Annotated in this window: 24 protein-coding genes, 2 tRNA genes and 1 pseudogene; 19 read left to right on the forward strand and 8 right to left on the reverse strand. The window is 35.1% G+C overall.

The window, feature by feature from the left end:
• Window positions 1-83 precede the first annotated feature (83 nt).
• Entirely contained in the window at window positions 84-620 is a 537-nt protein-coding gene (gene fliN / locus BW942_RS01705) for a flagellar motor switch protein FliN (RefSeq protein WP_000503773.1), read from the forward strand.
• Between the two features lie 476 nt (window positions 621-1,096).
• Here the strand turns inward: fliN and BW942_RS01710 are convergent, their stop codons facing one another.
• From BW942_RS01710 to BW942_RS01720, 3 genes are read right to left on the reverse strand one after another with little or no spacing between them, the layout of a single operon-like run.
• Window positions 1,097-2,029, reverse strand: coding sequence for an SPFH domain-containing protein (locus tag BW942_RS01710; RefSeq protein ID WP_000447378.1), 933 nt, complete (start codon window positions 2,027-2,029; stop codon window positions 1,097-1,099).
• A 1-nt stretch (window position 2,030) separates the two neighbouring features.
• Window positions 2,031-2,978: an SPFH domain-containing protein gene (locus BW942_RS01715; RefSeq protein ID WP_001272390.1), complete on the reverse strand. Its 948-nt coding sequence runs from the start codon at window positions 2,976-2,978 to the stop codon at window positions 2,031-2,033.
• 31 nt (window positions 2,979-3,009) lie between these two features.
• Window positions 3,010-3,474, reverse strand: coding sequence for an NfeD family protein (locus tag BW942_RS01720; protein WP_000883779.1), 465 nt, complete (start codon window positions 3,472-3,474; stop codon window positions 3,010-3,012).
• A gap of 109 nt (window positions 3,475-3,583) precedes the next feature.
• Here BW942_RS01720 and BW942_RS01725 point away from each other — a divergent pair, with 109 nt between their 5' ends.
• The 6 genes from BW942_RS01725 (at window position 3,584) to fliM (ending at window position 9,532) form a co-directional block, all read left to right on the forward strand.
• Window positions 3,584-4,027 (forward strand): heme-binding domain-containing protein, encoded by a 444-nt coding sequence (locus tag BW942_RS01725; protein ID WP_000726283.1) that lies wholly within the window; start codon window positions 3,584-3,586, stop codon window positions 4,025-4,027.
• A 26-nt stretch (window positions 4,028-4,053) separates the two neighbouring features.
• Window positions 4,054-5,466: an argininosuccinate lyase gene (gene argH, locus BW942_RS01730; RefSeq protein WP_000136475.1), complete on the forward strand. Its 1,413-nt coding sequence runs from the start codon at window positions 4,054-4,056 to the stop codon at window positions 5,464-5,466.
• Complete coding sequence (locus tag BW942_RS01735) at window positions 5,463-6,338, forward strand: peptidylprolyl isomerase (protein ID WP_017861711.1); 876 nt, start codon at window positions 5,463-5,465, stop codon at window positions 6,336-6,338. Before argH ends, BW942_RS01735 begins: the two co-directional genes overlap by 4 nt.
• The gene (locus BW942_RS01740; RefSeq protein ID WP_000141650.1) at window positions 6,335-6,958 is read left to right on the forward strand and encodes a hypothetical protein; all 624 of its coding nucleotides are present in this window, start codon (window positions 6,335-6,337) and stop codon (window positions 6,956-6,958) included. The genes BW942_RS01735 and BW942_RS01740 overlap by 4 nt, the downstream gene beginning before the upstream one ends.
• Before the next feature lie 574 nt (window positions 6,959-7,532).
• The gene (locus BW942_RS01750; RefSeq protein ID WP_000621805.1) at window positions 7,533-8,510 is read left to right on the forward strand and encodes a hypothetical protein; all 978 of its coding nucleotides are present in this window, start codon (window positions 7,533-7,535) and stop codon (window positions 8,508-8,510) included.
• On the forward strand, window positions 8,507-9,532 hold the full coding sequence (gene fliM, locus BW942_RS01755) for a flagellar motor switch protein FliM (RefSeq protein ID WP_000136083.1): 1,026 nt from the start codon (window positions 8,507-8,509) through the stop codon (window positions 9,530-9,532). Before BW942_RS01750 ends, fliM begins: the two co-directional genes overlap by 4 nt.
• Window positions 9,533-10,003: 471 nt before the next feature.
• Here fliM and BW942_RS01760 read toward each other — a convergent pair whose 3' ends face one another.
• Window positions 10,004-10,225 carry a ferredoxin gene (locus tag BW942_RS01760; RefSeq protein ID WP_000201605.1) on the reverse strand — a complete coding sequence of 74 codons (222 nt, stop codon included), beginning with the start codon at window positions 10,223-10,225 and terminating at the stop codon, window positions 10,004-10,006.
• 225 nt (window positions 10,226-10,450) lie between these two features.
• Here BW942_RS01760 and lsa33 point away from each other — a divergent pair, with 225 nt between their 5' ends.
• On the forward strand, window positions 10,451-11,380 hold the full coding sequence (gene lsa33 / locus BW942_RS01765; RefSeq protein WP_000615236.1) for a surface adhesin Lsa33: 930 nt from the start codon (window positions 10,451-10,453) through the stop codon (window positions 11,378-11,380).
• A 381-nt stretch (window positions 11,381-11,761) separates the two neighbouring features.
• On the opposite strand, the gene BW942_RS01770 is transcribed toward lsa33, so the two are convergent.
• Together BW942_RS01770 and queF are read right to left on the reverse strand one after the other, a co-directional pair.
• Window positions 11,762-12,052, reverse strand: a complete 291-nt coding sequence (locus BW942_RS01770) for a SemiSWEET transporter (protein WP_000377382.1) — start codon at window positions 12,050-12,052, stop codon at window positions 11,762-11,764.
• A gap of 17 nt (window positions 12,053-12,069) precedes the next feature.
• Window positions 12,070-12,471, reverse strand: coding sequence for a preQ(1) synthase (queF, locus tag BW942_RS01775; RefSeq protein WP_000856053.1), 402 nt, complete (start codon window positions 12,469-12,471; stop codon window positions 12,070-12,072).
• A gap of 91 nt (window positions 12,472-12,562) precedes the next feature.
• On the opposite strand from queF, the gene guaA reads away from it, so the two are divergent.
• Complete coding sequence (gene guaA / locus BW942_RS01780; RefSeq protein ID WP_000234667.1) at window positions 12,563-14,374, forward strand: glutamine-hydrolyzing GMP synthase; 1,812 nt, start codon at window positions 12,563-12,565, stop codon at window positions 14,372-14,374.
• Between the two features lie 909 nt (window positions 14,375-15,283).
• On the opposite strand, the gene BW942_RS01785 is transcribed toward guaA, so the two are convergent.
• On the reverse strand, window positions 15,284-15,727 hold the full coding sequence (locus BW942_RS01785; protein ID WP_000813709.1) for a DUF4505 family protein: 444 nt from the start codon (window positions 15,725-15,727) through the stop codon (window positions 15,284-15,286).
• A gap of 51 nt (window positions 15,728-15,778) precedes the next feature.
• Between BW942_RS01785 and BW942_RS01790 the strand changes: the two genes are divergently transcribed.
• Window positions 15,779-15,849: transfer RNA gene (locus BW942_RS01790), tRNA-Cys, on the forward strand.
• A 19-nt stretch (window positions 15,850-15,868) separates the two neighbouring features.
• Window positions 15,869-15,954 (forward strand) — tRNA-Leu (locus BW942_RS01795).
• 706 nt (window positions 15,955-16,660) lie between these two features.
• Here the strand turns inward: BW942_RS01795 and BW942_RS01805 are convergent.
• Window positions 16,661-19,072, reverse strand: a complete 2,412-nt coding sequence (locus tag BW942_RS01805) for an O-antigen ligase family protein (RefSeq protein ID WP_000875499.1) — start codon at window positions 19,070-19,072, stop codon at window positions 16,661-16,663.
• Window positions 19,073-19,180: 108 nt separating this feature from the next.
• On the opposite strand from BW942_RS01805, the gene BW942_RS01810 reads away from it, so the two are divergent.
• The 8 genes and pseudogenes from BW942_RS01810 to leuD all read left to right on the forward strand — a co-directional run bounded on the left by BW942_RS01810 (window position 19,181) and on the right by leuD (window position 25,832).
• The gene (locus tag BW942_RS01810) at window positions 19,181-20,053 is read left to right on the forward strand and encodes a glycosyltransferase family 2 protein (RefSeq protein WP_001129903.1); all 873 of its coding nucleotides are present in this window, start codon (window positions 19,181-19,183) and stop codon (window positions 20,051-20,053) included.
• Complete coding sequence (locus tag BW942_RS01815; RefSeq protein WP_000500892.1) at window positions 20,040-20,816, forward strand: LBBP_01157 family protein; 777 nt, start codon at window positions 20,040-20,042, stop codon at window positions 20,814-20,816. The genes BW942_RS01810 and BW942_RS01815 overlap by 14 nt, the downstream gene beginning before the upstream one ends.
• Before the next feature lies 1 nt (window position 20,817).
• On the forward strand, window positions 20,818-21,405 hold the full coding sequence (gene gmhA / locus BW942_RS01820) for a D-sedoheptulose 7-phosphate isomerase (protein WP_000351733.1): 588 nt from the start codon (window positions 20,818-20,820) through the stop codon (window positions 21,403-21,405).
• 10 nt (window positions 21,406-21,415) lie between these two features.
• Entirely contained in the window at window positions 21,416-22,177 is a 762-nt protein-coding gene (locus tag BW942_RS01825; protein ID WP_001089500.1) for an ATP-binding cassette domain-containing protein, read from the forward strand.
• Between the two features lie 23 nt (window positions 22,178-22,200).
• A complete protein-coding gene (locus tag BW942_RS01830; protein ID WP_001268053.1) occupies window positions 22,201-23,637 on the forward strand; it encodes an FHA domain-containing protein in 1,437 nt (478 codons plus the stop codon).
• Window positions 23,612-23,798: pseudogene (locus BW942_RS21650) on the forward strand (hypothetical protein). Before BW942_RS01830 ends, BW942_RS21650 begins: the two are co-directional and overlap by 26 nt.
• A complete protein-coding gene (gene leuC / locus BW942_RS01840; RefSeq protein ID WP_000855526.1) occupies window positions 23,795-25,192 on the forward strand; it encodes a 3-isopropylmalate dehydratase large subunit in 1,398 nt (465 codons plus the stop codon). The pseudogene BW942_RS21650 and the gene leuC overlap by 4 nt, the downstream one beginning before the upstream one ends.
• Before the next feature lie 19 nt (window positions 25,193-25,211).
• Window positions 25,212-25,832: a 3-isopropylmalate dehydratase small subunit gene (gene leuD / locus BW942_RS01845; protein WP_000802156.1), complete on the forward strand. Its 621-nt coding sequence runs from the start codon at window positions 25,212-25,214 to the stop codon at window positions 25,830-25,832.
• Window positions 25,833-25,838: the final 6 nt, after the last annotated feature.

The raw sequence follows: 25,838 nt of genomic DNA on the forward strand, positions 1-25,838 counted from the left end.
TCGTTTCAATCTGAAAATACTCTTGTAGGAATCTATGATTCTGTCGATTTATTTACCATCGGTTTTGTGAAGGAGAAAAAAAAATGGGAGAAGGGTCACTCTCACAAGAGGATATAGACGCACTTTTAACTGGCGGTGGTGGAGAATCTGCTGCACCTTCAGGCGGTGGCGGGTCTGATTTCAATCTGAGTGGTGAATTAGATTCACTTCTCGGAGGTGAAGGTGGAGGAACTGGGACTGGGGGAGGGGATAGCTCCGGAACTGATTCTCCTTCTTTTGCAGATATTTCCGCAGCTTTGGGACCTTCTCCAACTCCAACTCCTGCGCCTGCAGCACCTAGACCGACTTCTCGTCAGTCTTCTCCGTCTCAATCCACAAATTTAAACTTACTCATGGATGTAAACCTAGCTCTTACTGTAGAGTTGGGTAGGACAAATATGTTTATCAAAGACGTCAACGGTTTGAATGAAGGTGTTGTCGTAGAATTAGATAAAAATGTGGGAGAGGATCTAGATATTCTTGCGAATGGTCGTTTAGTAGGAAGAGGGAAACTGGTTGCAATGGATGATTTTTACGGGATTCAAATTACGGAGATTGTAGATCAAAGTAGAAGGCTTTAGAATCCGGCCTTACTTTTTTATAGCTGTTTTAGTTGTTCCTATAAATGTGGTAGGTTTCCACAGAAACCGTTGTATGATTTATAGTTTTTAGTATTCTCTGTTATTATAATCTTTGTATGAGTTTCCACATTCGATTTGTTTTTTTGCAGAAGTATTCCCATATAGAGAATTTGTGTTGTATGTGGTAGTTCCCACAAATTCCAATTTTTCTGAAAAGTTTGTGAATTTCCATTAATTACAGAATTGATTGTTGAACTTGCTCAAAAGCTCATAATCAATTAACCTGAGTTCGACGTAAGTAATCCATTTTTCCGTAAAAAGTTAATTCTAAATCTGAATTTTACAGATCTATTCCTAAAATGTGGGAACTCTTACAAAATCACGATTTTACGAACGAATTCTAAAATTTGTAGGAACTCATACTTTTAGATAATTATTCTCAGCTGAACTCACGTTAAGTAGGAACTACTCCAGATTTAATTTTTCTGATCTTCGTTTCCTAAAACGGATTTTAGAATCGAACGGAAATTAGCTAGGTTTAAAGGAAGCACAATTTCCGTTTTCTTACCGGAGATTTTTTCAAATTCTTTAATAAATTTTTGACCGATTCGTAGTTTGATCGCATCCTTTCCTCCTTGAGAGTGAATGGATTGGGCGATGAGTTCGATACCTTTTGCAGTTGCGGTCGCAATGGATTCAACTTCTTTGGCAACCCCTTCCGCTTCGTTGATTCTTTTTTGTTTTTCTCCTTCAGATTTGTTGATTGCTTCTTCTTTGAATCCCAGAGATCGATTGATCTTTGCATCTCTATCCCCTTCCGAAAGTGAAATTTGTGCTTTCTTGGAAATCTGAGCCTTTTTCTCTTTTTCCATTGCTTCTAAAATGGACTTAGGAGGGGTAATGTTTACGATTTCATAACGATTGACTTTAATTCCCCAAGGTTCAGCAGCTTGATCTAATACTTCTAAAATTTTATTATTAATTGCGTCTCTTGTTTCAAACGTAACGTCTAAATCCATAGTTCCTATAATGGCACGCATTGTCGTTTGAGCAAGTTGAGAAGCCGCAAACTGGTAATCGTTGATTCCATAACTTGCCTTATAAGGATCTAAAACTTTTAAATAAAGAATTCCGTCCATCTCCACTTTTACGTTATCTTTCGTAATACAGGTTTGAGGAGGAACGTCTGTGGCTTGTTCCTTCAAAGTATGATGATATGAGTCTTTTTCGATAAATGGCCAAAGTAGATGAAGTCCAGCGTGTAGGGTTCTACTGTATTTACCAAATTTTTCAACTACGATACAATCTTGAGCGGAAACGATTCGAATGGAACGATAGAGTTTATATGTAAAATAAATTCCAAATAAAGTCCAGAATATGATCACAAATGTGGTTTGAAACGTTTCCATTTTATTGACCTCCCTTTTCTTTCTGTGTTTTGATTTCAGGTAACTTTCCGGTTACTTTGGAAAGTCCTTCAAATACACCTGCTATGTTGGCTAGTTCCGCAGGTAGAATTGTAGTTTTAGATGTACTTAGAATTTCTCCGAGTCCAGTTAAATAGTCTTCCGTAATTTGTAGATTGACTGCTTCTTCTCCACCTTCTTTGGAAATTGATTCTGCGATCATACGAATACCTTTTGCTTTTGCAGCGGCAATCAGTTCGATTTCTAAAGCTTTACCTTCTGCTTCGTTGATTTTTTTCATCTTTTCTCCTTCGGAGATGTTGATCGCTTCTTCTCTTTCTCCCACAGAACGATTGATCCTAGAAAGTTTTTCCCCTTCCGAAATGGTAATCTCTGCTCGTTTCACTCGTTCTGCTTTTACCTGTTCTTCCATTTCGTGAAGAATTTCCTTTGGCGGGGATATGTTTTTGATTTCATATCTTGTAACTTTGATCCCCCATGGATCGGTTGCTTCGTCTAAAGCGCGCACAACGTGTGAATTAATATCATCTCTTTCAGCAAAGGTCTGATCTAAAATGAGTTTACCGATTTCAGAACGAAGAGTGGTTTGGGCTAGTTGTTGAGTTGCTAACATATAGTTTTCGATCGCATAAGACGCCTTATACGCATCTACAACTTTTAAATAAAGAATTCCATCTACAGATATAGAAACGTTGTCTTTTGTAATACACATCTGAGGTGGAATATCGATCGCTATTTCTTTTAGGTTTTGTCTGTATTTGACTAGTTCTATGATTGGCCAAAGAAAATGAAACCCTGCTTCTAAAGCGCCATTGAACACTCCTAGTCTTTCTATGACGTAACAATACTGTTGGGGAACGACGATAAACGTCTTACGGATCAGATAAACCAGCGCTATAAAAAATAACGTGAATATAAACCCTGCGGACATAAAATCTCCTTTTTTTATTTTAAAATTAGAATTACTTTTCTGGAAATTCCAAAGGTTCGACGAAAAATGTAAGATTGTCTCGGCTCAAAATTCTCGCTTTGTTTCCTTTAGGGATTCTGGATTTTTTAGAAATTGCGTCCCATTCGACTCCTTGAAAAAGAATTCGGCCACCTTTTCTTTCTACGAGAATATCTTTGACTACGGGAACCAATTTTCCTACCTCATCATTTTTAGGAATAGAATGTTCTATTTGAGCCGGAAAAATCTTTCGGATTGTAGTACTTCCTACATAAATTAATAGTGTGGAAAGAAAAACCCAAAGTCCAAATTGCCAGCCGATGGAAATATCAAAAAAATATACTACAATTCCGGTAATAATACCTGAAGTTCCTAAAAAAGCTACAAACGTTCCCGGAATAAAAAACTCGGCTAGAACCAGTAAAACGCCTCCTCCGATCCAAAGTGTTGTAGGTAGATTGGAAATAAAATCAAGCATGAAAGATCATTTTCCAGAGTAAAAAAGATTCGTAAATTTTTTTCAAAGTTCAATCTGTTTTTTCTATTTAAAAAAAATGGAAAAGAAAGGTAATATCCAGAAAAAAGATATGAAAAAGAAATTTCTCTTCTCAATTGCGGCTGTAATAACGATCCTAATTTTACAATTTCTACCTTTACATCCTCCTCAAGGAAAGAATCAAAACGAAATTCAAACTTCGAATGAAGTCAAAAAGATATTAAATCAATCTTGTTATGACTGTCATTCTGATCTGACTCTTTGGCCTTGGTATTCTAAAATTTTCCCGATCAACTTTTACTTATATCGCCATGTAGAAGAAGGTAAAATGGAACTCAATTTTTCAGAATGGGAGCTTTTAAGTAAAAAAGAAAAATCTACAAAAGGGGATTCTATTTTAGAAGTTCTTGAAGAAGGAGAAATGCCTCCTCTTGATTATATTCTTCTACATCCTTCTGCAAAAATCACCGAAGAAGAATTAGAAGTTTTGAAAAACTGGATTCAAAACCTGGAAGAAGAGTATCAGAAAGAGTAATCAAAAATAATCTGGTAAAGATCATCATGACTGAAAAAGAAAAAAAACTTTGGGGTGGAAGATTTCAAGAAAACGCATCTTCGATTTTAGAAAGGATCGGACAATCCATATCCTTCGATCATAAACTTTATAAAGAGGATATTCAAGGAAGTATAGCTCATGCTAGGATGTTAAAACAGATCGGAATTTTAAATTCAGAAGAATTGTCTAAAATAGAAATCGCTCTCGCACAGATTAAAACCGAATTAGAAGAAGGAAAATTCGAATTCAAATCGGAACTAGAAGACATTCATATGCATATAGAGTTTCGTCTAACGGAATTAATAGGTGAAACCGGAAAAAAATTACATACTGCACGATCTAGAAATGATCAAGTTACTCAAGACGTAAGACTTTATATTTTAAATCAAGGAAAAGAAATTCTTAAATCCATCATAAATCTTAGATCCTCTCTTTATCAAAAAGCAAAACAGAGTTTGGACGTAATTATACCCGGTTATACCCATTTACAAATAGCACAACCCATTCGCGCGTCCCAATATCTCCTTTCTTGGTTTTGGGCCTTGGAAAGAGATCAGGAATTTTTTCGTTTTGCGTTTAAGGCTTCGGAGGAATTAGCTCTAGGTTCTGGAGCAATGGCGGGAGTTAACTATCCGACTGATAGGGAATTTTTGAAAAAAGAATTAGGACTTTCTAAAGTATCCCCGAATTCTATGGACGGAGTTTCCAGTAGGGACCATATTTTAGAATTCTTATTTGCATGTACTCAGTTAATGATCCACGTTTCTAGAATTTGTGAAGATATAATTCTTTATTCTTCTCAAGAATTTGGAATTTTAAAACTACCAGATTCCCTTACAACCGGTTCTTCTATCATGCCTCAGAAAAAAAATCCTGATATTGCAGAACTCATTCGTGGAAAATCGGGAAGGGTAATTGGGAATTTAAATCATCTTTTAGTAATGCTAAAAGGTTTACCTTCCACATACAACCGAGATTTGCAAGAAGATAAATTAGCTCTGTTTGATTCGATCGAAACTGTTCAGATTAGTTTAGAGGGAATTCGAGAGATGATTGAAGGTTGGATCTGGATTCCCGAAAGGGCAGAGGTTTCCCTAAAAAATGGATTTGCGACCGCGACGGATCTCGCTGACTTTCTCGTAAACGAGAAGAAAATTCCTTTTCGAACGGCTCATGAACTCGTAGGAACTCTTGTTGGAGTTTGTGTAAAACAAAAAAAGACATTGTTCGATTTACCTGAATCGGATCGAGTTTCGATTTCGAAATATTTTGTAGGAAAGGAATATGAGGATGCGGTCTCTCTCTCTCTTTCTGCGGATAAAAAAATTTCTTATGGAGGAACTTCTAAAAAAAGACAGGAAGAGCAGTTAAAAATTGCGCTGGATTCTTTGAAGGAAGCAGAAAGATTGTTTTTATGAGAATTATTTTTGGAATATTAACGCTTGTTTGTTGTTTAACGTGTAATCGAAATCCATTTACTCAAACCAAATACCAACCGGAAGTTTATACTATTTCTTCCGTAGTGGTCCCAAAACCGGATACTGCAGTTGTTCCTTTGCCTGAAAAACCTGGTATCTACGCAATATTTTTGACTACTCAAGGAACGATGGTGCTTGAATTGTTCGATAAGGACGCTCCTAAAACAGTTCAGAATTTTATTGATCTTGCTCAGGGTGAAAAAGAATTTTTATCTAGAAACGGACAAAAAGTAAAAAAACCTTTTTATGACGGTTTGACCTTTCATAGGGTGATTGAAAATTTTATGATTCAAGGAGGTTGTCCGAACGGAGACGGAACGGGGGGGCCAGGTTATCGTTTTGAAGATGAAATCAACGGAAAATCACTTGGGCTTGATCAAGTAAAAGCGGGAGAATCTCCTTACTATCAATATCAATTGCAAAAAGTTGTAGCAAACGAACTTCAAATTAAAAATAGGGAAGAGGTAGAAACCAAAAGAGAATTGATTGAAAAAGCGTTTGAAGACGCTAAAAAATTATCCGTTTTAGAAATTCTTTTTAGAACTGGATACAAATATAATGAAATTTTAAAGTCTCATAAAGCAGTTAAAGGATCTCTGGCAATGGCAAATGCCGGACCTAATACGAATGGTTCTCAATTTTTTATCAACCAAGTGGATACACCTCATTTAGATGGGCTTCATACCGTTTTTGGACAACTTGTAACTGGAGAAGACGTAGTGGATAAAATCGTAAAGACTGGTAACTCTAAAACTACGATTAAAAAGGTGCTTATCGTAGATAAAAGAAACGTAACTACAACTCCACAATGACTTTTGCAAAGGATAAAACTCAGGCAAAAAATTACTTAGCAGTGATTCATGAACTGGCAAATTATGTGTCTGGTTCTAGCACTGGTCGTATTTTAGAATGCTTGTCTGTACTTCCTGCGCACGATCAGGAATCTAGAACTTCGATTTTAGAGACGAACGAAGGAAAAAATCTTCCGAACCGTTTGGTTGGAATTATAAAGATTTTTCGAATCATTCATTCTAAACGACAGGAAGTACACTCTTTTTATGAAACTGCAATGTCAAAATACGGAACGATTAATTCTTTGACTGCAAAACGGAAGCCTACCGACGATGAGGCAAGGATCAAACAGGTTCTTACAGATTATATTCTAAAAATTGAATCCTTTTTCGAAAAAAATGATATAGGAGACGAGGCGCTCATCAAAGAAATTAATCGGTTTCTAAACGAATTAGAATCTTTGAATTTGTTAAACGAAGACAATTTACCCGCCTTGATGCTTTCTTCAAAAGCGATTTCTCTCATTCAACCTCCTATGGAAAAACTCGTTTCTTGTTACGAAGACTATGATAAGGTGGAGGCGATTCTCAAAAGATTGATCCGAATCGCGGAGATGATTATTGAAGATGCAAAGGGATGATCTTAAGAGTAGTTATAAGGATTGTAAAAGAATCGTTGAGTTTGTCTATGTTCTTTTAGACCGATATGAATAACGTGTTGTGATTTAGTCCGTTTCATAAAACTTTTTTGATCTCAAAAAAATAAAAACAAATATCAGAACTGAAATGATCGAGCCACATAAGAGAGTTTTAAAGTGACATCATCAAACATTCTTTTTACTCGGAAATTTTTCATGAAATTTGAATTTTTGAGAGGTTTCGTAGTCTTTAAAAATCAGAAAATGAATCCATAATTCATTATCGTAAAATGTGGGAACTCTTACATTTTAAGAATCGATCTGCAAAATTTAAATCCCAACTTTTTTAAAAAAATGAATCATTGGAGTCGAATTCATCACGTTAATCAAATACTGGAGTTCCCACAAACTGTCATATTGTAAATGTACGAACTTTGATGAGACGTAATCTGTTTTATGTCCGAGAAACATACGAATCTGTGGGAACTACCACACTTTTACTTTGAGCTTCTGGGAGCCTTATTACTTTGAGTATTTTTTCGCGGGTTTTAGGAGAATTTGCCGAAAATAAAGCAGAATGATCCGTGTTCTATTGGTAATCTTATACTTAATTTCTTCGATTCTATTTTCATTTCCAAAACGGGACACAAGAGGTTCTGTATCCGAAAATTATCTCAAACAACAGGGAATGATTACCTTGGATTTGAAAAAAATCCATTATCGGGAAAATGATAGAATTCCAGTAAAAATGTCTATTACAAATACAGGGGAAGAGGTAGTTCGAATTTTCCCATCTGGAAGAGATTTAGAATCTTATCGAATTGTGGTTCGGGACGAGGACGGAAATCAAATTCCGGAAAAGGATGAAGAAAAAAGAACAGAATCAAAACGAAGAAATATGATCCAGTCTCTGGAAGGAAAAGAAATCAAAGAAATTATACTTCATAAGGACGAAGTATTTTCTAAAGAAATCGATTTGAATTCCCGCTTCGACTTAAATCCTGGAAAAAAATATTTTGTGACTGCTTATTTTCATCCAAACGTTCATGAAATGCCGGCGCTTTTTATTCGTTCTCGTAATCAACCCTATTTCTTTTATGAAGAAAAACATAACGAGCCGGTTCTTTCTTCTATTCCGGAAAAAGATCCTTCCGTGGACGGTTTAGAGCCGGAGGAAGTAATTCATTTATTCTTAGGTTCTGAAAAGAAAAAAAATTGGGTTCATCATTTTAAATGGATTTATTTTCCAGAATACGTACAAAGTTACGATCAATATGCGGAAGAATATAATCGTGCTGAAGAATCTGAAAGAGATTTTCTTTTGGAGAATTTCAAACGTTATCTTACCGAATCTAGAGCAGGGATTTTGAATTCCTATAGAATTTTAAATACAGAATCCGTTTCACCTGGTTTGGCAAAGGTGACTGTTTTTGTAGAAAGAAGACTAAATCGTCTTCGTGCCAAATATGAATATACTTACACTCTCCGAAAAGTTCCTGATGAACAGGGAGGTTTTTGGAAAGTGTCTAACTTAGTAGCAAAGGTAAAGAAATGACAGAAATTTTATCCCAAGATGAAATTGACGCGTTACTTAGCGCCATCAGTTCCGGTGAAGTAAGCGAATCAGATTATGCTTCCGTTTCTGAACAAAAAAAAGTAAAGATCTACGATTTTAAACGTCCGGATAAATTTTCAAAAGACCAAATCCGTACTTTACAAATGATGCATGAAACCTTTGCGCGTCTTGCAACCACAGGGCTTTCTGCTCAGCTAAGAGCGCTTGTTTCGGTTCACGTTGCTTCTGTGGATCAGTTGACTTACGAAGAGTTCATTCGTTCCATTCCAAATCCCACAACACTTGCAGTAATCAACATGGACCCTCTTAGAGGTTCTGCAATCTTAGAAATTGATCCATCAATTTCTTTTACGATCATCGATCGTCTGTTTGGTGGTAAAGGAGAACAGGCAAAAATTTCCAGGGAACTTTCTGAAATAGAAATGAGCGTAATGGAAGGAATTATTGTAAGAATTTTAGGAAACATGAGAGAATCGTGGTCCACAGTGATAGACTTAAGACCTAGGCTTGGAAACATTGAAACAAACCCTCAATTTGCTCAAGTAGTTCCTCCAAACGACATGGTGGTTTTGATTACTCTGGAAACTAAAATCGGAGAAGTGGAAGGGATGACGAATCTTTGTATTCCTTATATCACGATCGAACCGATCATCAATAAACTATCAGCACAATATTGGTATTCTTCCATTCGTAAGGGAGAATTGGATGAAAACCGCGCCGTGATTCAGGAAAGATTGGATCAAGTAGCCATTCCTTTGATTGCGGAAGTTGGGTCTGTGGACGTTTCCATTAACGATTTTATGAATCTTTCTATTGGAGATGTAGTAAAACTCGAAAACACTTCTACAAGATCAGAGATGATCGTAAAAGTAGGAGAAAGAAAAAAGTTCAAATGCCTTCCTGGAAGAGTAGGAAGCAGACTCGCCATTCAGATCGGTGAAAGAGTAGAAGATATTCCAGATGAACTTTTGGGTTCTACTCGTTCTGAACAAGAATATTAGAATTCTTTGAAGTTATTGGTAGTATGTTTTAATTTCATTTTGAAATTTTAAAAACTCAATTTCTAAACTTCTAAAAATTTTCAAAAAGATTTTTGAATGCACTTTTATAAAATTTTATTATATAACATGAATTTGACGTAAGAAAATCTAGGCGAATCAGGCTTGTGCTACAGATAGCTGGACCGGGCTCTCAACTCTGGTCAATAAATTGCATGTAGGAAATATGATATAACAGTCGTCTTTAGTTTTAATTTATTATAGAACGTGATCCTTGGAAAGTGAGACGCTGAGTTACTTCTAACGTCCTAAAATGCAACTTAGAGAACTCAGCGAATGCCTCTCTAAGGATCGGCATTTCGGATTTTGGATAAGTTCTGATAAAAAAGACGGTTTTTTTAACCGCCTTAGAATTTTACAAACTTTCAATCTGATTTAAAAATTTGAATTTAAAGAGTCGTTTTATTTAAAAAATTATTTTTTCCACTGAATACATTCGCCTGGACATTCATCCATTTCTTTTTGAACAATTTTCCAGTCTTCTTCAGGAATCGGAGCTTGGTTGATCATTTCTCCTCCGATATGAGTTTCTGAAGTATCGTTGTCGTCCATTTGAAAGTATTTCGGAAGATTGTCTGCACATTGATTACAGGAAGTACAGTTATCCTTGTCTACATACGCAATTTTAGTCGCCATAGGCTCGATTCTCCTGGGTCAGTTCGTCCCGGTTGCTTAAAAAACAGGTTTCAAGTTCAATTTTCCAATCATCCTTTAGACGGCAAGTCCTTTTCTAATGGAGTAGAATCAATCTTATAGAATTTGAATTTACTTCGTGGATAGTAAAAAACAGGTAAAACTGTGGACTTGCAATGAATTTTATGTTACCTTGCCCGGAAAGAATTTATAGATAGGAGAACTAAAATGATTCAGAAAAGTTTTTGTTTTGTATTGATCGTATTATTTTTAGCTAGTTGTACAAAATCTAAAAAGGAAGATCTACAAGGTGGGGTTTTTACTTTTATAAAAGGTAACATTAAACTCTATGATAAAGCTGGAAAAATAAAAAAAACAGGACTTTCTGAATTTATTTTACCGGAAGATAAAATTGAAACCACTAAGGATTCTTATGCAGACATTCAATTGATGGACGGTGTTGTCATTCGTATCAAAGAAAATACAATACTTACTTTGAACAAGATTTATGTAGATTCTAAAAATTCTGAAATTTATTCCGACATTAGCCTCAACAAAGGAAAGATATTTTCTAAAGTTGGTACTAAGTTAAGTAAATCTTCCGGATTTAAAATTACAACTCCTACTTCTACTGCGGCGGTTCGTGGTACTGACTTTCAAGTAGAAGTGGACGGAGCACAAACAGAAACTCTCGTTTCTGAAGGATCCGTGGAAGTGGTGGATAACGATAATCCTGATCAAAGTAACGTTGCAGATGCGGGTGAAAAAATAATTTCAGATGGTAAAAGCCAGAAAGAAGAAAAACTTTCGGAGGATGAGCTAAAAGAATTACAAGAAGATTCCGCTACCGTTCAATCTGTAACAGAAGAACAAAGACAAAAAATAGAAGAGATCTTAAAAGACTTTAAAGAAAATAAAGAGCGAATTCTTCAAGGTTTGGAAGAGCAAAAACAAAGAAACCAAGAACTCATCAATGCGACTAAAGAAGAAAATCGTAGAATGATAGACGAAGTCAAAGAATCCGGTAAGGCTGAAAAAGAAGCTATTAAAAATGCTGCCGATGAAGAGAGAAAAAATATCAAATCAGGTATTGATAAAGAAAAAGAAGCTTTGGAAAATTCTAGAAAGTCTCTAAAGGACCAAGTAAAACCTCAGTAAGTTTGAAGCCTTGGTTTTTTCTTACAGAAAAACCAAGGCTTTTTATTTCAATTTTATAATATTTGAATACGATATTTTTAAAATTAAATGATAGTATGTTCTCAAAACAGCCGTTTTATGGGAATCTATTGAAAAATTCTGTAGTTCAAATTTAACAAAACTGCTTCAATTGACCGTTTTCATAAAATAGAAACAGATAGAGAATTAATTTTTCAATAACTTTAGTAATAATGATGTATTTAAATTCTGTTTTTGAAATACAAACTTATTTTGAAATTCATAATATTTTAATATGTGGGGAACAGTAAAAAATCAAACTTAAAAATATTCGATGATTCTAAAATTCTTTTTTAATGCAGTCGATTTAATATTTGTAAAAACTCATTCCTCATTCGATTTATTTTTTAATTTTACTTTAGAATCACTTTTTAGTTTGAAATAAAGTATAGTCGCAGCAAAGAGAAACGTAAATGCGTTTGCCAGAATGATGGGAAAATCTTGTTTTAAACATCCATAGATAAACCAAAGAAATACACCTGTGACAAGTACAATATACATGTTTCTAGAAATGTCTTTTGTGCTACCTCCCATCAATATTCGGATCAATTGGGGTAAAAATGAGATTGTTGTTAGTAGGGATGCAATATATCCTAAAAACGTAATAGAGTCCATGTCGTTTTAAATTCCGATTAAGGTTTTTTGTATTCTCTGGTTACGATCGTCTTAATTCCGCCTCGAGCGTTATAATCTCCAATCACTTTCAAGTATTTTGGGTCAATCGATTTGATTACGTCTTCCAAGATCTTGTTCACCAAAAATTCATGAAAGATACCTACGTTTCTATAGCTTAAGATATATTCTTTAAAGGATTTAAGTTCGATACAACGTTTGTTGGGAATGTAGGAAACTAAGATCACACCAAAATCGGGAAGACCTGTTTTGGGACAAACTGCAGTAAATTCAGGAACCGTAAAATCGATTGTGTAATCTTTTCCCTCATAAACATTGGTGAAAGATTCGATCTCGGGAGTTTGTAAAGAAGGGATATGATCCTGTCTTCCGTCGTAGGTTTCTGGATGATTCGTTTTCATGGACAATTTCCTTGATAACCAGATTTTTTGATCTTGTAATTGCGAAAACTCTTTTTCCCGAATCGATAGCAAAGTCCAGAAGAGGCTTGAAATGGTTATCCATAAAAAAATCGCCGTGGTTGATTTTGGCGGACAATATGCTCATTTAATTGCTTCTAGAATTAGAAGACTTGGGGCATATACGGAAATTCTTTCTAACGAAGAACCTATTTCTAATTATCAAAAGTATTCAGGTATCATTCTTTCCGGTGGTCCGGAAAGCGTTTATGAGCCAAATTCTCCTACCGTTACAACTAGAATTTTTGATTTAGGAATTCCTATACTTGGAATCTGTTACGGTCATCAACTTATTATGAAATTATTAGGCGGTGTTGTAGAACGTTCTGGAACTGGAGAATACGGTCCTGCTTCTCTACAACTTCATGGAACCAATGGAAATTCTATTTTGAAAAATTTCGTAGGTGGGGAGCAGGTTTGGATGAACCACGCGGATGAAGTTGTAAAACTTCCAGAAGGTTTTTCTAAAATTGCTTTTTCTAAAGATTGCGGTTATGCGGTTGTTGCAAATTCATCTAAGAAAATTTTTGGAATTCAGTTTCATGCAGAAGTTAGTCATAGCGAAAAAGGTTCGGTTCTTTTAGATAATTTCATTCAAATTTGTGGGGTTTCTAAAACTTGGGGAATCGATCAGTTTTTAAAAGAAAAAATCAAAGAGATTCAAGAAACAGTTAAACAAGAACAGAAAATTTTTATGCTCGTTTCTGGAGGTGTGGATTCTACGGTTTCTTACCTTCTTTTGTGTAAGGCTCTTGGTGCTGAAAGAGTTTTAGGTTTTTTGATTGATACTGGTTTTATGAGAAAAGACGAAGTTGTTTCTCTTCAAAAAAAATTAACTTTTCAGAATATTCACCTAACAGTGAGAGACGAATCCTCTCTTTTTTATAAAAGTTTAAAAGATAAATCCGATCCGGAAGAAAAAAGAAAAATTGTAGGTAATTTATTTTTAGAAGCGAGAGATCGTGCTGTAAAAGATTTAGATCTGGAATACGGAGATTGGCTTTTAGGTCAAGGTACTATTTATCCGGATACGATCGAATCTGGTGGAACCAAACATTCGCATACCATTAAAACGCATCACAATCGGGTAGAAGCGATTCAAAAACTGATTGAACAAGGAAAAGTAATAGAACCGATTCGGGATCTTTATAAAGACGAGGTAAGGGATTTAGGTGTCCTTCTGGGTTTGGAATCGGAATGGGTAGGGCGTCATCCGTTTCCAGGACCGGGGCTTGTGGTTCGTATGCTCGCAGTAGAAAAAAAAGGAACCGATAAGGATCAGTTGGAAATTGATTCCTATCTTTCGACCCAAGATGGGTTGTCCGGAAAAATTCTTCCGATTGCAAGTGTGGGTGTCAAAGGAGACAGAAGGTCTTATGCCAATTGTGTTGTGTTAAACGACATTGAAACAGATTGGAACACTTTAGATCGTGTAGCTACTCATCTTTCAAACCGATTTTCTTTTATCAATCGAGTGGTTCTTTTACCTTTTGAATCGGATCTTAAAAAATGGAACTTTCAATTTACTGGAATGCAGTTAGATAAAAAATGTTCGGACTTACTCCGTGAAGCTGATTTTACAGTTGAATCCGTGATTCGTAAATTGGGACTTTATAATAAAATCTGGCAGATGCCTGTGGTTTTACTTCCGATTGGAGAAAAGGAGAATGAAAAAAGTATCGTCCTTCGTCCTGTAGAATCTCAAGAAGCGATGACTGCTAATTTTTTTAGGATGGAACGTTCTGTTTTACAAGAAATTAAAATAGAAGTTCTAAAAATTCCTGAAATTCGTTATCTATTTTTTGATCTCACGAACAAACCTCCCGGAACGATCGAGTGGGAATAATTGATTCAATTATTTTAATGTAGATTCGATTTAAAAATTGAGAGAAAATTTTAAGCGCGTTCAGAAAACAGATGAACTTTGCTTCGTTGAAAGATTAGATTGTCTAATTTATATAATACATATTTTGTACTGAAACAAATCGATATGCATAATTTAAAATATAGTTTGAGGAATCTAGGTTTAATTGTAAATTTTAGGAATCATACTGAGAAATTTATTCTGCACGACTGCTTTTCAAAAAAAGTCTAGAAACTTTTGTAAAGTTCTTTAAGTTATATTGATAGATTATGATGTTCAGTAAACGGTAGAGTTGTTGAAAATTTTATATCTAATAATATTAGAGTTTGTCCCAAAACCGTCCAATGTGGAACTCATACATTACTGATTCGTATAGAATTGAGTATCGTAAATTTTCGTCGCAAAGTAATGTTTCAGTAGAAAACTTTGGGTATTTTTTTCATAGTTTTTAGGTAGTAAGTTTTTTTAATATCTTTCACAAACTTACTTCATTAAGAATGTAAGTTCGGTGTAAGAAACCCGTGATTCTGAAAAAAGTCGAAATCTGAAATTTACAGATCGATTCCTTCAATGTGGGAACTACCACAATTTAGAAAGTAGAAGTTTTATAACAATTGAACCTTAGATGTGGGAACTACCACAAAACTTAGGTTTGTCTGTAAAATAATGTAGGAACTATTACAAACTACGATTTTACGAACAAATTCTAAAATTGTAGGAATTCATACTTTTAGAAAATTTTTTCTTATGTCGAACTTACCTTCATTTATAAAATCTCTCTAAAATGATTCTTTCATTTTTATGATAACTGCAAAACGGCGATTTTATGTAAAAATTTGACTAGAGGATAGTTCTTTTTGGGATTTTATAGGATTTCCTTTTGTGAAATTTTTACTTTTCTTTCGAAATCGAAAATTCTTTTCCTAAATATTCAAATATGAGTAAATCTTTCCTTTGAAAAATTTGTTTTGAAAAATCTAACAATAGTTCGCTGGAAAAAGAGCCCCATTCTCCTAAAAGTGGAGCAGGATGTGCTATAGATTCTTGAAAAACTTTTAAATTCTCTGGTTGAAAAGAAACGGATAGACCGGGAGAGTAAAATAGTCTGCCGTTTTCCAATTTTCGAAAAACAAAAATCGTAGTTGTTGGTTGAATGAAATTCCATTCTCCGTTACAAATAGAAAGATAGGGAAATTCTAAATATTCTCCGGTGTCATTCTTACGAATTCTAGAAATAAAAAAATCTAAGAACTCAGGGTCCTTTAATTCCGAAGAATCGTGATAAAGTTTTCCTCTTCCGTCTAGTCGATAAAAGTAGATTCTTCTTTGTTTCATAAAGACTTTTCTATTGACACTGATCTTTCTCTTAAAATTATACCCTATAACGGCGTCGTGGCCAAGTGGTAAGGCATGGCTCTGCAAAAGCTTGATCCCCGGTTCGAATCCGGGCGACGCCTGACACACACGTCGTATCCTGCCTGGATGGTGGAATGGTAGACACCCAGGACTTAAAATCCTGTGAGAGCAATCTCGTGCGAGTTCGAGTCTCGCTCCAGGTACCAATTTTAAAAGAAATTCAAAATACCTCAGAAGATTTTAAAGTTTATTTAGATTTTTCTTTCACGGATCGCAGTATAATCATCACTTTCGTATGGTTATACAGAATTTACGTTAGTTGATTATATATGTTTGGTAAAAAACTGCCTGTAAGAGTTCCCACACATCCTAATTTTATCTGTAAATCGATCGACTTATACAAAATATGTTCGGTCAGTACTTGGGTTCGATTAAGGAATCGGCGATTTGTTTTTTTATGTGGGAACTATTACAAAAATTCGAATTCTCTGATACAAAATAAGGAATAAATGACGTGAATTTAGAACAAGAGATTCATTTATAAAAACCCGATTTTTCCAGAAAAAATAAATGTGGGAACTCCTGCTCTAATTACAAAAAATGAATGTTTAAAAATTTATAATGCGACTTAATCTGTGGGAACTCTCACAAATCTATATTTTACGGAGAAGTTTTGAAATGTGGGAACTCCACTATTTTTAACCTTTAAAGACTAAGATTGATCATCTCCATAAATAGAATTGTTGAAAAATTAATTCTCCATTTGTTTCTATTTTATGGAAACGGACAATTGAAGCGGTTTTGCTAATCTGAACTATGGAATTTTTCAACAACTCTAATGAGTGTAAAAATTTTCCTAGTTTTTCTTATACCGAATTCGCGTTATATTAGATTGATCTAACGTTAGTCTTTTCATTTTTCTATAGGAATTACAGTATCACAGATTCTACCAAAATACAATTTTGGAAGATCGGGCTTTCGCTCCATTTCAAAACCGGAATAACTAATTCTAAAATCACGAAAAAAAACTCCTTCCGGAAATTCTTTCGGAGTTGTATCCATTAGAAAATTAGGGATTAAGATTTGATTGTTTCCTTTTTGTAAATTCACAGAAATGGTTCCTAAATCTCCCTCTCCATGTGCCCAATAAAGTTGGTCTTGGTCAAAAGAATCTCTAGTAACGACTGTAATCTTTGCCGATTTTGGAGGATTGATCGAATTTTCGGGAACGTAAATCGCAAAACTAAATGGAGTTTTTCTAGGTTTTGGAGGATTTGGATAACGATGAGTTAAACAACCTTCTACTTGAAAAGGTAACGAAGCTTGAGATACGTTCAAACGGTAAGGTTGAATTTTGAAAAGAGACGATTTTAAAGATGAATTTGACGTTTGTCTAAAATTAATCCAAGAAAAAATACTCGGAGATTTTTCTTCTGAATCTAATTCGTATTTTAGAATATTATTTTGTACTTCATGAGTCAAAGTAAGATCAGAAGATCTTACTCTTCTGTTATATACTTCCAGAGGTTCTAAATTTAAACGTGGAATCCAAAAAATCCAATAAAAAATCATTGGAATAAAGATTGCACAAATTGTTTTTAAAAACAGATTCCAATTTTTTTTAAAATGTAAAATTATTTTTTCGAATGCAAATTTTTTTAAAAAATTTATTTTCTTTTGCGAAAATTCTTTCTTTAATCTATAGAAAGAAAGAGAAAAATTAAAAGTCAAAACTGTGTTAGGACTTGAAGAATCGGTTTGGCTCTGTTTTAAATTAAAAATTGTTTCTGTTTTATCTAAATTCAAAGATTGAGAATCATGATGCGAAATGTTTTGATTTTCTTTTTCCTCGTCCTGCATGTCTATTTTAGAAATTATAAATTTGTCTAAAATTAAATTCAATTTTCTGAATATAGTATTAAATCGTAAATTGTTTAAAGTTTTAGGGATTGATTGTAAGTTATTTTCTCTGATTTTGTCAAAAAAAACTTTTGGAAGTGATAAACTACTTCCTAAAAAAATTCCACAAAACGCGAAAAATGGTAGAACCACCTCATCGTCTAACAGATAACACTGAAAAAAACCAGCTGGAAACAAACTTAAAATCCCGATTGTAAGTATCGAAATTCCATTCTGAGTATTATAATCATTTTGAAAAAATGAACCGAACAATCTTCCCCAAAAAAGTAAAAATAAGATTCCAGAAAAAATTCCTCCCGTAACGATAAAATGTAGAAGATCGTTGTGTGCGTGTCCTCTAGGAGTGATATAAAGTTCATACCAAAGTTGTTCTTCTTTCTGGATCATATTCGAAGATTCTTTCCAATGAAAGTCTTTGTAGTTTCCTCCTCCTATTCCGATAAACCAATGTTTACTTAGCAAAGGAATTGTGTTTTTATAGATATAATATCTTTGATTTTCTGTATTATGAGTTTGGAATATTTGAGAAATTGATCTTTGGATTAGCCAGTTGTTTCTAAAAAAATACACTGTAGACAAAAAGACGGAGATCAAAATTAAACCAGAAATCATTTTTGTTTTTAGGGAAATTTTAGGTAAATGTTTTCTCAGAGAAAGTATGAGTAAAAGTAAAACATATATTACTCCTAACCAAACCGATCTACTTTGATTGAAAAATAGTATTATAAATCCTATAAGCATTAAAATAGTTTTGAATCCGAAAACAAAACTTCTTTTTTGTTGAAAGGATTGAATCCAATCTATAAAAAGTCCGGGTAAAAAAAGTCCTAAAAGTCCTCCAAATGTTAGGTGCGTATTCATCATTCCGATAGGAAGATAGAGTTTGATTGGCCCTATACTTCCAGAAAAATGTTGTAGCCTATCACCTGGTGCATATTTAAACCCGTTTGCTACAAACTTTCCAATACGAACTTCTGAAAATAAACTGATACAACCTAATAGAATTGTGATCGTCGCAGATATGAATAAAAATTTTCTTAAGGTTTTGTGATTTTTCTCTATGGATGCAATTAGAAAGGACGCTGGGAAAATAAGTAACATCCAAAAATCGCCGGACTCAGATTGTTTTAAAAATTTTTTAAAAAAAGGAGAATAACTTTCTGATTGAAAAATAGAAAATAAGAAAAGTAGAATATAGATTCCTAAAAAGCTGTAAAATGGAATTTGAATTTTATCCCAAACTTGTTTCAATTTTTTTTCTAAAAAAAACAAAGGATAGGTGCTAAGGATCGTAGTCGCTCCAAATATCTGAGATATACTTACCGACAATGGAAAGCTAAATAAAAACAAACCGAAAGAAATTAAAGAAACTGTTTGCAGTCCGTTTGCAATTTTATATTTCAATATCTATTCTCCCTAAGTTCCTAAAAATTCTCTTAAAAAACCAATGACAGAGAAGGAATTCATTCTACCATTAGAAAAAAGAACCGATTCCAGGAATCAATCAAACCGATGGCAAAATCAATTCCAGCCAAGAAAAAAAAACAAACTCAAAAAAAGGGAATTCTACAAGAATCGATCGGAAAAAAACTTTCGGTTGCTATCATTACCTACAACGAAGAAAAAAACATAAAAGAGTGCATCGAATCTTGTTTAGAAATTGCAGATGAAATTGTGGTCTTAGACTCAATCAGCACGGATAAAACCGAAATGATCTCTAAGTCTTTTTCTTCCGTGAGATTTTATAAACAGAGATTCAAAGGTCATATCGAACAAAAAAACGATGCGATTGCACTTTGTAAATACGACTGGATTCTTTCTTTAGACGCAGACGAAAGAATTTCTACAGAACTGAAAAATTCAATTCTATCGTTTAAACAAAAACAAGACGATGAAACTTTAAACGGTCTTCAAGTTTCTCGTCTGACTTATCACATGGGAAAGTTTATACGTCATTCCGGTTGGTATCCTCAATATCGTTATCGTATTTTTAAAAAAGGAAACGCGATTTGGGTAGGTGAAAATCCACACGATTATATTAGCATTCAAGGAAAAGGAAGTAAAATTTGCGGAGATATTATTCACTATAGTTTTCGAGATCTTTCCCATCAAGTAAATACGATCAATCAGTTCTCTTCGATTGTTGCGTTTACAAGACAAAAAAAAGGAAAAAGATTTTCTATTTTGAGAACTATCTACAAACCGTTTTCTAAATTTATAGAGACGTATTTTTTTAAGTTCGGGTTTTTAGACGGTTTTCCGGGTTGGGTAATTGCGGTTTCTTCTGCATATTCTACTTTTTTAAAAGACGCCAAACAATACGAACTGCAAAAAGAAATTTTAGAACGACCGTCTAACGTGAAAGAGGACTATGGGCGCCATTAAGTCGTTCTTTATAAAATTCTTTTCTCTTTTTCAAAGAAAAAAGAAAAAAAGACGTCCCGAAGAAGAAACGCCTCCAGTACGTGAAAGTTTTGGTTATAAGAGAGAATTGGCCGAACTGAGGGAAAAAGCGGATCGTTTTTTTGTGACTCGAAAGAAAAATGGCGGATTGATTCACGAAACAAAATATTATAAAATTCTAAAGAATGGCCCTAAACTTTTTAGACTCGAAGGAAAAGAAAAATCTGGAAGAGAATATTCTATCGTGATCAGCACCGGAAATTTTTTAAGTGTTCAAGCAGATAAAATTAGTGGAGTCGTTTTTATTCCGGAAGCAGAATTCAATCGGATTCTTTCTTACGAACATTCCGATTTAAAAAGTGTATTTTCTAGATTTCAACCAGAAGGAATTGAAGAAGACATCAAGGTTTTATACGAAAAATCCGATTCTTCTCAAGAAACTTGGAAGGACTTTTATAACTGGGAACCTTTTTGGAAACAACAGATTTTTATTCGTTTGAAACCAAGTATTCTTTGTATTTTACTCGTGTATATGGGATCAGAGTTCGAACAATTCTTTCAGTCTAATTCTACAAAAAGACTTAAAAGTATCGTTTCGGATGAATTGTATTTTTTAAACGTGAGCGGTAATCAAAAAGAAAATTCTCCGTATACGGAAAATCTTTCTCTTCAGGATTTTGAAAAAGCAAAGAAGGAATTTTTTCAAGTGCTCGAACAGATTCGAAAAAAAAGAGGAAACACCTAAGATGGATATTAAAGAAATCGCCCTCGGTCAGATTCGGGATTCTATTGCCACCAAACAGAAATGTATTGATTCAATTTTAGAAGACATCATAAAAGCTGGTGAAATCGTTTCCAAGATTCTACAGGCTGGGAACACGATTTTTCTTTGTGGAAACGGAGGATCTTCTTGTGACGCTTCTCATATCGCTGCGGAATTGGTAGTTCGATATAAGTCCGGAAATGAAAGAAAGGCGCTACCCGCACTTTCTCTTTCTGCTGATTCCGCCGTTTTGACTGCTTGTTCTAATGACTACGGCTACGAAGAAATTTTTTCAAGACAAATAGAAGCTTTTGGTAGAAAGGGAGATTTATTGATTGGGCTTTCTACAAGTGGAAATTCTAAAAACGTTTTACTGGCGCTGGAAAAAGCAAAAACGAGAGGAGTAAAAACCATATCGTTGTTAGGTGGTGACGGCGGAAAAATGAAAAATCTTTCTGACTTGGACGTTATCGTTCCGAGTAACGTGACCGCTAGAATCCAAGAATCTCATATTTTAATCGGGCATATCATCTGTAGTATCGTGGAATATAACCTTTTCAAAATGGAATGACCTGTTTGTTGTGAATTCTGTTGCCATAGAAATTTCTAATCTTAAGGTTTCCACTCCTGGCTGCCACATTCTTAAAGGAATCGATTTTACACTCGATGTAGGAGATGTACATTGTATCTTAGGAGAATCTGGAAGCGGCAAATCTACGTTTGCGTCTTGTCTTTTGGGAACGACCGAAAAAGAGCTCTTTCTAAGGTCTGATCGTTTTTTTCTGTTAGGCCAAGACGTTCGGTATTTTACCGAAAGAGAGTGGCAGAATGTTCGAGGAAAAAAAATTGCGTTGATTCCACAAAATCCGATTTGGGGTTTTCATCCATATCGAAAAACTGGATCTCAGATTTTAGAAGCGTTTTCACTTTACAACCTAAAACTCGCAGAGAAAAAGAAAATTTTATCTTTATTAGAATCCATTTTCATTTTAGAACCGGAAAAAGTTTTCGATTCTCTTCCAAGTTATCTTTCTGGAGGAGAGAGACAGAGGATTTTGATTCTTTTAGCGGTTTATTCTGGGGCAGAAATTGTTGTGGCGGATGAACCAACTGCAGCCTTGGATTCGATCAGCGAAACAGAAGTTCTCAAACTTTTGATGAAATTCAGAAAAGAAAAAGAACTTTCTCTTATTTTTATTACTCATGAAATCTCTATCGCCAAATCTTTGGCCGATACTATAAGTATCCTTTATCAGGGAGATTGGGCTGAAATTCTCAAAAGACCAATTCAGGGAGAATGGATTGTTAAATCTGAGTATGGAAAAAGACTTTTTGAAAGTTGATCTCAGATAGTAGAGTGCGAACGATGAGGTATGCAGTTTTACTGACGTTAATTTTATTTTTTTCTCCGCTTTGGGCGCAGAAGTCTCCTTTTATCGTGGAGGATAAGGATTCTTCTTCTTATCCTTCAATTCAACTTTTTATTCGAGATAAAAAACAATTTCCTTTGGAAAGAGAAAATTTTCTAATTCGGGAATCCAAAGGATCTGAAACCAGAACTGTTCTTAGACCAAAAGTTCTTCGTAAAGAAGGGAATCGTCCAATACATTCTGTTTTTTTAATTCAATCCGGAACTTCTCTAGAAGAAAATAATTTCAATACTCGATTTTTACAAAAAGTGATCCAATCTTCCGGAGAAGAAGATCATTTCAGTTTTATCTTTTTTTCGGATGATCTTCTTGTTGTAGAAAAGGATTTGGATAGACAAACCGCTCTTTCTAAAGCTAGAGTACCTGGTTCTCTCAGTAATTATAATACCGGAGCGAATCTAGATCTAGTATTCCAAAAATTGAATACAACTTTAACCAAAGAATCTTATTTGAGCTTATTAGTTTCAGATTCAGAATACAAATTACCTCCGGGTCTTAGACAGGGGTTATCTACTTCCGGTCTTCCAATCCAAGTGATAGGCAAACGTAATTTTTCTAACTTAGAGCTCGTTCGGATTTACGGTGGAGAATTTTATGACATTGATTCTACTGATTTGATCTCTAAGTTCTTAACGGATTTTGAATACTTTCATAAATACTCTGCAGAGATTCGATATAATTCTCCCTTTCAAAACGATTTTTGGAAAGGGGAGGTGGATTTTATTCGAGTAGATTGGGAATCTTCCAGAGGCGGAAAGTTTACTTACACATACAAACCAGGAATTATAAAACAACTCCGTTTTGTTTTGCTCAGTCCGGAAGTGTTTCTTCCTACGATTGGTTTTTTACTCGTTCTTACTTTGATTGGACTTCTTCTCTTATTTCGAAAAGAAAATGTGGATTTAGATGAACCTGGAGAAGAACAAAGAAAATTTCAAGCAAGAGGTGAAGAAAGAGAAGTGTATCAGAGAATGTACGGGGATCAGTTTCATTCTTCTCCGTATGCGAACCCGGAAGGTGTACACGTTTCTCGTTCTTTACCTGTGAGTGAACTTGAATTTGAAGCAGCGGAAGTCTATGATCTTGCTACTCTAATTCAAAAAGAAGGTAGGTCTCCTGGAAAACAAGTTCCGATTCGTAAGGCAGAAACAACTTTGGGAAACGGAGAACTTTCCGACGTAGTTGTTTCCGATCCTGGTGTCAATAAACAACACGCAAGAATTCGTAAGATCAAAAACCGTTTCGTATTATACGATTTGATTTCTGATGGTGGAACTTATCTCAACGGAAAAAAAATTTTAAGACCTAGGATTCTTTATGACTTTGATGAAATCAGTTTAGGAAAAACTGTCTACGTTTTTAGAGCCCGTTAGAATTTTCAATCTTCCAAATTTGTTACTTTTCACTTACAATAGATCCGGGTAGACGAAAAGACCCGATTTCTCAACGATGGAATTTAGACGGATTCCATTTCGAGAAACCAATTATAAAAATTCCGAAAGAAATTCTTTCGGGGAGTATTAGAATTCGATGAAGACAATGTTCGAAAAAATTTGGGAAGATCATCTAGTCGGAGAACTAGATGCTGGATCCTATCTAATCTATATAGATCGCCATCTCATTCATGAAGTTACAAGTCCTCAGGCGTTTGAAGGACTTAAACTTGCAGGCAGAAAGGTTCGTCGTCCTGAAGCTACTTTTGCCACAATGGATCATAACGTTTCTACTAGAACACGTGATTTAAGTCTGGCCGATCCCGTTTCCGCAATTCAAATGCAGACTTTAAAAAAGAACTGCGACGAAAATGGAATCCGCGTTTATGATTTTCAAAACCCTGACCAAGGAATCATTCACGTAATTGCTCCTGAAATGGGACTGACTCATCCTGGAATGACAATCGTATGCGGAGATTCTCATACTTCTACACACGGTGCGTTTGGTGCGCTTGCTTTCGGGATCGGAACCAGCGAAGTAGAGCACGTTCTTGCGACTCAAACCTTAGTTCAAAAAAGAGCAAAAACAATGGAGATTAGAGTCGATGGAAAACTTTCCGATAAGGTCACAGCAAAAGACATCATTCTTGCGATCATTGGAAAAATTGGAACCGCAGGTGCGACAGGTTATGTGATCGAATATAGAGGTTCTGCAATTCAAGCCCTCAGTATGGAAGCTAGAATGACTATTTGTAATATGTCTATCGAAGCGGGAGCTAGAGCAGGTTTAATCGCACCAGATGAAACTACTTTTAATTATATTCAAGGAAAGGACTTTTCTCCAAAAGGAGTTGAATGGGATCTTGCGGTCAAAAAATGGAAACACTATGTAACGGACGAAGGTGCTAAATTTGATAGAACCGTAATTCTTCATGCAGATGAAATCGCTCCTATGGTAACTTGGGGAACTTCTCCCAGTCAGGTTGTTTCGATAAAAGGAGTCGTTCCAGATCCAAAAGATGCAAATGATCCGGTGGAAAAAATTGGAATTGAGTCTGCGCTTAAATATATGGATCTCAAATCGGGCCAGAAGATAGAAGACATTTCAATTAATAAAGTTTTTATCGGTTCCTGTACTAATTCTAGAATCGAAGATTTAAGAGCGGCCGCTGCTACCGTAAAAGGAAAAAAAGTTTCCTCTAAGGTTCAGGCGATTGTGGTTCCTGGTTCAGGCAGAGTCAAACGTCAGGCGGAACAAGAAGGTCTGGATAAAATTTTTACCGCGGCCGGTTTTGAATGGAGAAATCCAGGCTGTTCTATGTGTCTTGCGATGAACGACGACGTATTAGAACCGGGAGATCGTTGTGCTTCTACTTCTAACCGAAACTTTGAAGGTCGTCAAGGAAAAGGTGGAAGAACCCATCTAGTAGGACCGGAAATGGCCGCCGCCGCGGCTATCGAAGGCCATTTTGTGGATATTCGAAACTGGAAATAAAAAGGTAAATTAGAATATTATGAAACCCTTTACTATATTAAATGGAATTGCCGCCTTACTGGACAGACCCAACGTGGATACGGATCAGATCATTCCAAAACAATTTTTACGGAAGATAGAAAGAACCGGTTTCGGAGTTCATCTGTTTCACGATTGGAGATACTTAGACGACGCGGGTACCAAACTCAATCCTGATTTTTCCCTCAATCAAGAACGATATAAGGGAGCTTCTATCCTTATCACCAGAGATAACTTTGGTTGTGGATCTTCCAGAGAACACGCTCCTTGGGCTTTAGAAGACTACGGGTTTAGGGCAATCATTGCTCCTTCTTACGCGGATATTTTTTTCAACAACTGCTTTAAAAACGGAATGCTTCCAGTCATTTTAAAATCGGAAGAAGTAGAAGAGCTGTTCCATTTAGTTTCGACTAACGTAGGAGCGAAAGTCATAGTGGATCTGGACAAACAAACTGTAACCGGACCGACTGGAAAAATATATTATTTTGAAGTGGATTCTTTTCGTAAATACTGTCTTTATAACGGACTTGATGACATAGGTCTAACTCTAAAACAAGAAAGTAAGATTGGAGAGTTTGAAAAAAAGCAGAAAGAAGTTGAACCTTGGTTATACGCCATATAATTCTAC

Origin of the sequence: Leptospira interrogans (assembly GCF_900156205.1) — a bacterium.
Taxonomy (GTDB): Bacteria; Spirochaetota; Leptospiria; order Leptospirales; family Leptospiraceae; genus Leptospira; species Leptospira interrogans.